The 9,262-nt window shown below is 36.4% G+C and carries 6 protein-coding genes; 4 read left to right on the plus strand and 2 right to left on the minus strand.

From position 1 onward, the window contains the following. Window positions 1–20: 20 nt before the first annotated feature. The 4 genes from Q0A18_RS16425 (at window position 21) to Q0A18_RS16440 (ending at window position 8,450) form a co-directional block, all read left to right on the plus strand. A complete protein-coding gene (locus tag Q0A18_RS16425; RefSeq protein WP_292011236.1) occupies window positions 21–722 on the plus strand; it encodes a PspA/IM30 family protein in 702 nt (233 codons plus the stop codon). Between the two features lie 3 nt (window positions 723–725). Beyond that, complete coding sequence (locus Q0A18_RS16430; protein ID WP_292011237.1) at window positions 726–1,379, plus strand: hypothetical protein; 654 nt, start codon at window positions 726–728, stop codon at window positions 1,377–1,379. Between the two features lie 110 nt (window positions 1,380–1,489). Next, on the plus strand, window positions 1,490–3,499 hold the full coding sequence (locus Q0A18_RS16435) for a flotillin family protein (RefSeq protein ID WP_292011238.1): 2,010 nt from the start codon (window positions 1,490–1,492) through the stop codon (window positions 3,497–3,499). Window positions 3,500–3,647: 148 nt separating this feature from the next. Then, entirely contained in the window at window positions 3,648–8,450 is a 4,803-nt protein-coding gene (locus Q0A18_RS16440; protein WP_292011239.1) for a DNA repair ATPase, read from the plus strand. Window positions 8,451–8,506: 56 nt separating this feature from the next. On the opposite strand, the gene Q0A18_RS16445 is transcribed toward Q0A18_RS16440, so the two are convergent. Both Q0A18_RS16445 and Q0A18_RS16450 read right to left on the minus strand, forming a co-directional pair. After that, window positions 8,507–8,830 carry a helix-turn-helix domain-containing protein gene (locus tag Q0A18_RS16445; protein WP_292011240.1) on the minus strand — a complete coding sequence of 108 codons (324 nt, stop codon included), beginning with the start codon at window positions 8,828–8,830 and terminating at the stop codon, window positions 8,507–8,509. A gap of 11 nt (window positions 8,831–8,841) precedes the next feature. After that, window positions 8,842–9,262 (minus strand): transposase (locus Q0A18_RS16450; RefSeq protein WP_292011241.1); only part of this gene is annotated, 421 nt, incomplete at its 5' end.

Below are 9,262 nucleotides of genomic sequence, written 5' to 3' on the forward strand. Positions count from 1 at the left end.
TACCATTAAAAAATATTGAAATGAACATTTTTAAAAGATTATTTAATATAGGAAAAGCTGAAATTCATTCAGCGATCGACGGATTTGAAGATCCGATTAAATTAACAGAACAGGGAATCAGGGATATGAAAGAGCAATTAGCTAAAAGCGTGGAGGCTTTGGCTCAATTAAAAGCATTATCCATCCGTAAAAAGAATGAGTCCGAAACTGAAGAACAAACAGCAAAAGACTATTATAATAAAGCTGTTATTTTAGTTCAGAAAGCAGAAAAAGGAGAGGTGGATATAGCTGAAGCAGACCGTTTGGCAAAAGAAGCTCTGAAAAAACAGACTTCTTCACAGGAGAATTCATCATCTCTGAAAAAAGAACACGAAAAGCTTCAGGGAGAATGTGAAAAGATGCAGGGAAACATTAATCAGCTGAAATCAAGCATCTCTAAATGGGAAAATGAACTGAAAACTCTTAAGGCACGGGTTCAGGTAAGTGAAGCTACAAAAGATATCAATAAAAAGATGACCCAGATTGATACCAGCAGTACCGTTAATATGCTTGAAAAATTGAAAGACAGAGTGGTGCAGCAGGAAGCTATGGCGGAAGCTTATCTTGATATTGCCAATGCAGGAAAATCCGTAGATGAGGAAATTGATGCCATTGTGAAAAATGGAGATACGGAAGCAGAAGATGCTTTACAGAAATTAAAAGAATCAATTAAAAAAGGGTAAAAGATGACCTTTCAGGAATTTATACAAAATGCGTTTTCTCCAGTCAATACGGTATTGAGTGTTTTGCTTATTCTCTCCGTAATATATTGGATATTTACAATGCTTACTGGATTGGATATTGATGTGGGGATTGATACGGATACAGACATAGATGCTGATATGGACGCTCCGGACGGACATGTTCATATTTCTCACGATCCTTCGGCATGGGCGCAGTTTCTTAAATTTCTGAATCTGGATATTGTTCCGTTAACTTATTTTCTCACCCTTGCTCTTTTGCTAACCTGGCTAGGATCTGTTTATCTTAATGCCTTTGTTCCTTTGCCGGTCTGGCTTGCTGCTGTAGCGGTAGTTCCATTGCTTCTTGTAAGCTTGTTTGTGACGAAAATAATGTTGAAACCATTGGTTCCGTTTTTCAGGGAAATTAATCATAAAGGAGAAAGGCCTCATGATTTTCTCGGTAGGGAAGGAAGACTGAAATCCAGCATCCATGGGGAGAAAATTGGAAGTATGGAAGTTTTTATCGGAAGTGATCCTATGACACTGATGGTAAAAAGTAAAGAAGGTAAACCCTTAACTCACGGAATGTATGTGATGATTGTAGATGAAGATCCGGAGAAAAGGTTTTATTATGTAGAACAGATCATTCAACTTTAAACTAATGAATATATGCTCTTTGTCTTTATGATTGTATTCAATTATATCATCAACTTTTTTCTTTAAACCTTTTATATAAAAACACACTTTAATAATAAACTATAAAAATTATGAATATACCTTTAATTGTAGGGATTGTTGTTGCGGTAATAGCATCCATTGGACTTATTTTCTGGATTTTATCCATGTATAAAAAAACAGTACAGGGAATAGTTATTCTGAGAACCGGTTATGGAGGAACCAAAGTCTTCTTTAATGCAGGTATTGTAATTCCAATAATCCATCGGATGGAGTCTATGGATATTTCCGTAAAGAAGCTGGAAATTGCAAGAGAAGGAAAAGCGGGGCTGATTTGTAAAGATAATATGAGGGCAGATATTCAGGTGGCATTCTTTATCAGAGTTAACAAATCGGTAGATGATATCATTAATGTAGGCCAGACTATTGGCTGTCAGAGAGCATCTGACGCTCAAACACTGAGAGAATTATTTGAAGCTAAATTTTCTGAAGCTTTAAAAACCGTAGGAAAGAAATTTGATTTTACGGAATTGTATGAAGCAAGAAGTGAATTCCGTCAGGAAATTCTGGATATTATCGGAACAGATCTGAACGGATATGTTTTGGATGACTGTGCGATTGATTATCTGGAGCAAACATCTATCAACAGTTTAGATAAGGATAATATTCTGGATTCTGAAGGTATTAAAAAGATCACAGAGCTTACGGCCACCCAGAATATCAAAGCAAATCAGGTTCGGAGAGATGAAGAAAAAACAATTACCAAGCAGAATGTAGAAGCAAGAGAAGCTATTCTGGAGCTCGAAAAGCAATTGGCAGAAAAAGAAGAATCTCAGAAAAGAGAAGTGGCTAATATCAAAGCACGCGAAAATGCTGAAATACTGAAAGTGGAAGAAGAGGAGCGTCTTAAATATGAAACCGTACGCATTGCAACAGAGGAAAAGCTACAGATTGCAGAGGAAAATAAGTTGCGTCAAGTGGTTATTGCAGCTAAAAATAAAGAACGTGCAGACCTTGTAGAAACAGAAAGAGTAGAGAAAGATAAAGCGTTGGAAGCTACGGAAAGAGAAAGAATTGTAGCGTTGGCACAAATTGAAAAAGAGAAGGCTATAGAATTAGAAAAGAAAAGTATTCAGGATGCGATCCGTGAGCGTTTGACAATGGAGAAAACCGTTGTGGAAGAGCAGCAGGGAATCAAAGATCTGGAAGCGTTCAAAACTGCAGAAAGAAACAAGCAGGTAGAAATTACAGTAGCAACTCAGGAAGCTGAAAAGAAATTGATCGAAGAAACGAAAGCGGCTGAAGCCCGTAAATTGGCAGCAGAGAAAGATGCTCAGAAATATGTGATCGAAGCTCAGGCAAAACGTGATGCAGCAGAAAAAGAGGCTGAAGCCCGTAAGATCATCGCAGATGCAAAAGCGAAAGAAGAAGCTACGGTAGGATTATCTGAAGCTCAGGTAATGCAGGCGAAAGCAGACGCATCAGAAAGACAGGGTATTGTGGAAGCAGTAGTTATCGAGAAAAAAGCAGATGCTGTTAAAAAAGAAGGAATTGCCCAGGCTGAAGTAATCAAAGAAAAGGCATTAGCTGAAGCAGCAGGTATTACGGAAAAAGCGGAAGCTATGAAGAAGCTGAACGAGGCTGGAAAAGACCACGAAGAATTCCGATTGAAACTGGCAAAAGAAAAAGAAGTGGAATTGGCACAAATATCCATTCAGAAAGATATCGCTCAGGCTCAGGCTGGAGTATTGGCGGAAGCCTTCAAGTCTGCGAAAATTGATATTGTAGGAGGAGATAATACATTCTTTGATAATGTGATCCGTCAGGTGTCTGCAGGAAAAGGACTTGATAAATTTATCAGTCATAGTGAAAACGCCCAGATTATAAAAGATAACTTATTGGGAGACGGTGAAAACCTGATTGATAAGGTATCGGGAATGGTTGAGAAATATAATATTTCCTCAGAAGATATCAAAAATATGAGCATTGCAGGACTGATCATTAAACTGAGCGGAGTGGCTAATCAGCAGGAGAGAGGAATCCTGGAAAGAGCAATGGATATGGCAAGACATTTAGGGATAGATGGTAAGCCTTTAAAATAATATGGGCTTTTGTCCATACACGAAAAATTCTCATCGTAAATGAATGTTGTCGGAGGTGAGAGGTAAAATCTTCGGTGAGCGTTTTTTAAACAATTTTGTTACAGGAATTTTACTGAAAATCTCAGTAAAAGACTAATAAACTATATTTATGTCAGAAGAAAAATTAAATTCAGGGACATACGAAATTATTCAGAACCGTCTGAATGAGCAGAAAAATGATCTTGTACAAAGATTATATCAGCTTAACGAAAACCGTAAAAATATTTTCGGGGGTGTTGATTTTTCTCTCATTGCGAATGAAAGAATTTCTACAGATCATACTTGTGTAGCGAAGGATATATTCTCTTTCAATGATCTGTTGATCTTTGGTTCTAACGCTCATTTAGGACTGCAAACGGAAATCAATATTACAGATGTTTTCTCACTATATAGAATTAATAATAACCGTTTTGAGCCTCAGGATTCGTCTCTGATCCAAGATGAGGTTTTTGTGGATGAGTTTAAAAATCTATATAAATACTACAGGAATACATTTTTTGCCCGTTTTCATTTTACGGAAAACTATCTTTATATGGTCTTTCAGCTTTCTGAAAGTCCTACCGATATCAAAGCTTTTAAATGGCTTATCAAAGAAGACTGTCTGATATATGTGGATTCAAGAAGCGCATCGGAAGTTACCTATCCACCACAGCATGGGTTTACCTGGATAAAGGCAACACGGGATATGCAGCGCAACGGTAAATTTCCACATGTATCTCTTGCCGATAAAGTTTTTGTGGAAAGTATCGGAGGGGATATTACCATTAAAATTGAAGACAATACCGATACCGGAAAAGGTATTTATTCCGAAGATGTTATCCATAAAGATCAGAATCTGGATGATGCTGAAATTCATTTTTGTGATCTGGATAATCTCGTTATTTTTAAAATAAAACCTTATCAGGAGCCGGAACGTTACTTTATTTATAACCATAAAGAAAAGACTGTTTCCCGGGTAGATACTTTAAAATATTCAGGAATATTGCTTCCTGAAAGTCAGGGTATTTTATTTTCAAACGGATATGCATTACAAACCGGAGGTCTTAAAGTGATCTCTCAGGATCTTAATCGTTTGCATTACTTAAAAACTGTGCAGGAGCCTAACGGTGAAAATTTCATGTATGTTTTTTATGATGATAAAACTAATAATTATCAGCTGATTTCCTATAATATCATTACCCAGACTATTGAAACCCCAATCCGTTGCAGTGGTTTTACATTGTTGAAAGACGGGAGATTGATTTATTTAAGGGAAACTACGGAAGCGACTAAACATCATTTGGCTCAGATCTGGCAATCTCCATACAGTAAAGAACTACAGCCTGACCTCACAAAATCAGATAATCTTCTTTATAAAATCGGTAATAAAGATATCGTGAGAGTGATGGCAGAGAGCCAGGAGCTGATTACATTGCTGAATAAAAAAGATTCTTACAGCAGTCTGTATGATGATATTGTAAAGCTTTCGACTACTATTCTGGATGCCTATTATTTTCTGGGTGAAGAAGAAGTCCAAAAACTTGATGAACCCCTAAAAGAAATCAGGAAAATTGCTCATTCGGCGATCAATGAATATGAAAAAGTAGTAGAGCAGAAAAAGAATACGGCTGAAGCAATAGAGAAAATTAAGCTGAGTTGTCAACAGGTACTGGATGATACTAAAAGGATTCACTTTTCTGAACTTACGATTTACATCGACATGTTATCCCGTATCAGGGCTTTGCGTGGAGAAATTACAGGAGCCAGAGAACTTAAATATGTAGATCTTGATATTCTTGACGGTTTGGAGAAATCGCTTGCTGACCGTTCTGGAGAACTTTCGAATGCATGTGTGAGTTTTTTATTACAAGAGGATGCTTTGCAGCCTTATCAGCAAAAAGCTGAGGTGATTTCGGAACAGATTATTAACCTGAACAAGGCTATTGATGGCCAAACAATAGAAGAAGAAATCAATACCCTATCCGAGCATCTTGAATTGCTGGTGGATATTGTTAATAATCTAAAAATAGAAGATACTTCACAATCTACTCAGATTATTGGGAATATTTCCTTGATTTTTGCCAGGCTGAATCAGGAACGTCTGGAATTATCCACGAGAAAAAGAGAAATTTCCGGAAAAGAATTATCTGCGGATTTTCAGGCGCAAATGACATTATTCGATCAGTCGGTCATTAACCTTTTAGAATTATCCCATACTCCTGAGAAATGTGATGAATACCTTACCAAACTTTCTATCCAGCTTGAAGAAATGGAAACAAAGTTTGTGGACTTTGAAGAATTTATTCAGACAATTGGTGAAAAAAGGGAAGAAGTTTATGGACATTTTCAGAATAAAAGAGTTCAGTTAACGGAATCCAGAAATAAGCGGACCCAGAATTTATTTGATTCTGCCCAAAGGATTTTAAGATCAGTACAGTCCAAAACAGAATCATTTGACTCTGAAAATGAAATCAACGGATATTTCGCGACTGATTTAATGGTAGAAAAAGTAAGGGGGATTTGCCGGCAGCTGATGGAGTTTGATGACTCTGCTAAAGCAGAAGAAATTCAGACCTTGCTTAAAACTTCCCAACAGGAAGCGGTTAGAAAGCTCAAAGATAAAAAAGAGATCTATACAGATGATGATAATGTCATTGCATTAGGGGAGTATAAATTTGCTGTTAATCAGCAAAAACTAGATTTGACTCTTGTTCTCAGAAATGCTCAGTATTACTATCATCTTACAGGAACAAGTTTTTATGAACCTCTGAATTTTGAAACTATTTCTTCTTTTAAAGATGTCTGGAATCAGGAGTATATTTCGGAGAATAATCTGGTAAAACGATTTGAATACCTTGCGTGGAATGTATTCTCTGTCAATAAAGATATTGCAACGGATGATCTGAATAAGAATGGCATACAGAAATTTATGGCAGAACATTTTGGAGAAGGTCTGGTGAAGGGGATTCATGATGAAGACGCATTGATATTGGTAAATAAACTTCAGCAAATGCATAATGAACTGGGGGTAATGCAGTTTACGCCTGAAGAACGTGCAGCAGCCCAGCTTTTCTGGTATTTTCTTGATGAGAAAAAAAAGGAATATTATAATAAACAGTTTGCAGCGGCATCACTTATCTCTCAGTCATTTACAACTCAAAAAGGTTTTGTGCGCCTGAATAAGGAATTATCTGAAGAAATTGAAATATTTGCTTTACAAAATGCCATATTTACCGGCGTCAATTTTTATAATGCCGCAGTATATCTGAAGAGAGAAGACAAGGGAAATTTTATCATTTCTGAAAAATCAGCCACCTTGTATGAATCCTTTACGACACATCTCAAGGATCAGGGTAAAGATATGGAGTTCGTAGATCAATTGATAGCACTGTATCAATATCCATCAGCATGTTATTCAATTGCAGAAAGTGCTTTGGAGGCATTTATCCCGGATGAGGTTAATCAGGGAATTAAAGAAGAAGTGGTTGTATTGTTGATAACGCGAAATTTTAATGAAAAAAATATCCAGCATGTTACATATGAAACCTCTTTAAAAGGTTTGAAGTCTTTAGAAAAAGGCACTGAATATACTCTTGATTATTATGAATTCAGCTCCCGTTTAGGGTATTTTAATACAGTTATGGTTCCTAAATATAAAGAACTTCAGAAGCTGAAAACAATATGGATCAACGATAAGAAAAAATCCATGAAACTGGAATCCTTCCAGTCTCAGGTGTTGAGCTCATTTGTTAGAAATAAACTTATTAATGATGTCTATTTTCCATTGATCGGAGCTAATTTAGCCAAGCAACTGGGTACAGTGGGTTCAGATAAAAGAACCGACAGGATGGGAATGCTGCTGCTTGTTTCTCCGCCGGGATATGGTAAAACAACATTGATGGAATATATGGCGAATAGAATGGGACTGATATTTATGAAAATAAATGGGCCTTCTATCGGTCACGATATTCTGTCAACAGACCCGTCAGAAGCCAAAAATGCAGGGGCAAGACAAGAGCTTGAAAAACTGAATCTGGCTTTGGAAATGGGGGATAATGTAATGTTGTATCTTGATGATATTCAGCATTGCAATCCTGAATTCTTACAGAAATTTATATCTCTGGCAGACGGGCAAAGAAAAATAGAAGGAATTTATAATGGAGAAAGTAAGACTTACGACCTCAGATCAAAACGTTTCTGCCTGGTAATGGCGGGAAATCCCTATACAGAAAATGGAGAGAAATTTAAAATTCCGGATATGCTTTCCAACCGTTCGGATACCTATAATTTAGGAGAAATTTCAGGAAGTAAAACAGATTTGTTTGATCTGAGCCTGATTGAAAATGCACTGATGTCCAATGATTATCTGAGCAGGTTAACCCAGCCCGGAATGGAAAATCTGTATAGGCTGTATGAAAGTATTCTTGCGGATAATCCGACTGTAGATCTTATCGGAAATTTCAGCTCCAGTGAAATCTCGGATTTCCGGAAAGTTCTTGAAAGTACGATCAAAATGAGAGACGTGGTCCTGAAAGTAAATAAACAATATATTTCTTCAGCTGCAATGGCTGATGAATATAGAAATGAGCCGCCTTTCAAACTTCAGGGATCATATAGAAATATGAATAAATTGATTCCCCAGATTCAGCCTATTTTGAAAGAAGAGGAAGTTTTACAGATTGTTCTGAACCATTATCAGAATGAATCTCAGACACTTGCTACGGATGCAGAAGCCAATATGCTAAAACTAAAAGAATTAATGGAACTTAATTCCAAAGAAGAAGTGGAACGATGGGAAGAAATTAAAAAGACTTTTATTAAGAATAAAATGATAAAAGGCTTGGGAGATCACGATAGAATGGCTCAGGTCATAGCATTACTATCCCGGTTCAGCGAAGGATTGGAAGGCATTAAAGATGTTTTGAAAAAATAAAATTTTATTCTGATAAAAAGATACGCCTGTAAATCACAATTTCACAGGCGTTTGCTTTACACGTCATTGCCGAATGTCTTTCTCCATTTGGTGAGGGTTGTTCGGCTTATTTTATATTTTTTTGACATATAATTGGTGGAAAATCCATGTTGCTTCTGGTATTGCAGGAGTTTAAGCATGGTTTTACGGTCATAGGTCTTTAATTTTTGGTTATCCTTCAGGCTTTCTTTGGATGGAGTAAATATCTTTTCATTTAAATTCAGTATATCTTCAGCAGAATTCAGATTTTCAAGGAGCCTCTTGATATTTGGTTCTTCCAATTTTTCAGGATGCTCCAGACGAAGAAGGTCTTCGTAAATTTTAGTGTAGTTGGGACGCATTTATTTGTGTTTTATTGGGCACTGTTTCTTTTTTGTAGCCAGCGATGAAGTGTACTTTTGGGAATAGAATATTGTTCAATAATATCATTTAAAGTCATCTCACCGGAGAGGATTCTATTAATGATAAAATCTTTAATTTCCTGTGTATAGATATTTTTTCTGAAATAGGGAATTTTTTCAGATTTCTGTACATTCTTATTGACTGCAGAGGGAGGAGAATATAAAATAAGGTGGGAACTGTAAAGCCTGAAGAAATCATATTCCAATAATTTACAGAACCGTAAAAGGATTTCCGAATCAAGGGATTTACTGTTGTAGATATCTTCAACGAATCTTTCATCTTCATTGAGGAAATTACAGATTCTTTCGGTTGTAATTTCTTGTTCTTCCACTCTTTCTTTAATAAACTGACCTATGTGTATTTCCTTATAT

Source organism: Chryseobacterium sp. (assembly GCF_022712095.1).
Taxonomy (GTDB): Bacteria; Bacteroidota; Bacteroidia; order Flavobacteriales; family Weeksellaceae; genus Chryseobacterium.

What these genes read in the sequence shown, in the direction of transcription:
- Q0A18_RS16425 (WP_292011236.1), top strand. Translation starts at nt 21, where the DNA reads ATGAACATTTTTAAAAGATTATTTAATATAGGAAAAGCTGAAATTCAT.
- Q0A18_RS16430 (WP_292011237.1), top strand. Translation starts at nt 726, where the DNA reads ATGACCTTTCAGGAATTTATACAAAATGCGTTTTCTCCAGTCAATACG.
- Q0A18_RS16435 (WP_292011238.1), top strand. Translation starts at nt 1,490, where the DNA reads ATGAATATACCTTTAATTGTAGGGATTGTTGTTGCGGTAATAGCATCC.
- Q0A18_RS16440 (WP_292011239.1), top strand. Translation starts at nt 3,648, where the DNA reads ATGTCAGAAGAAAAATTAAATTCAGGGACATACGAAATTATTCAGAAC.
- Q0A18_RS16445 (WP_292011240.1), bottom strand. Translation starts at nt 8,830, where the DNA reads ATGCGTCCCAACTACACTAAAATTTACGAAGACCTTCTTCGTCTGGAG.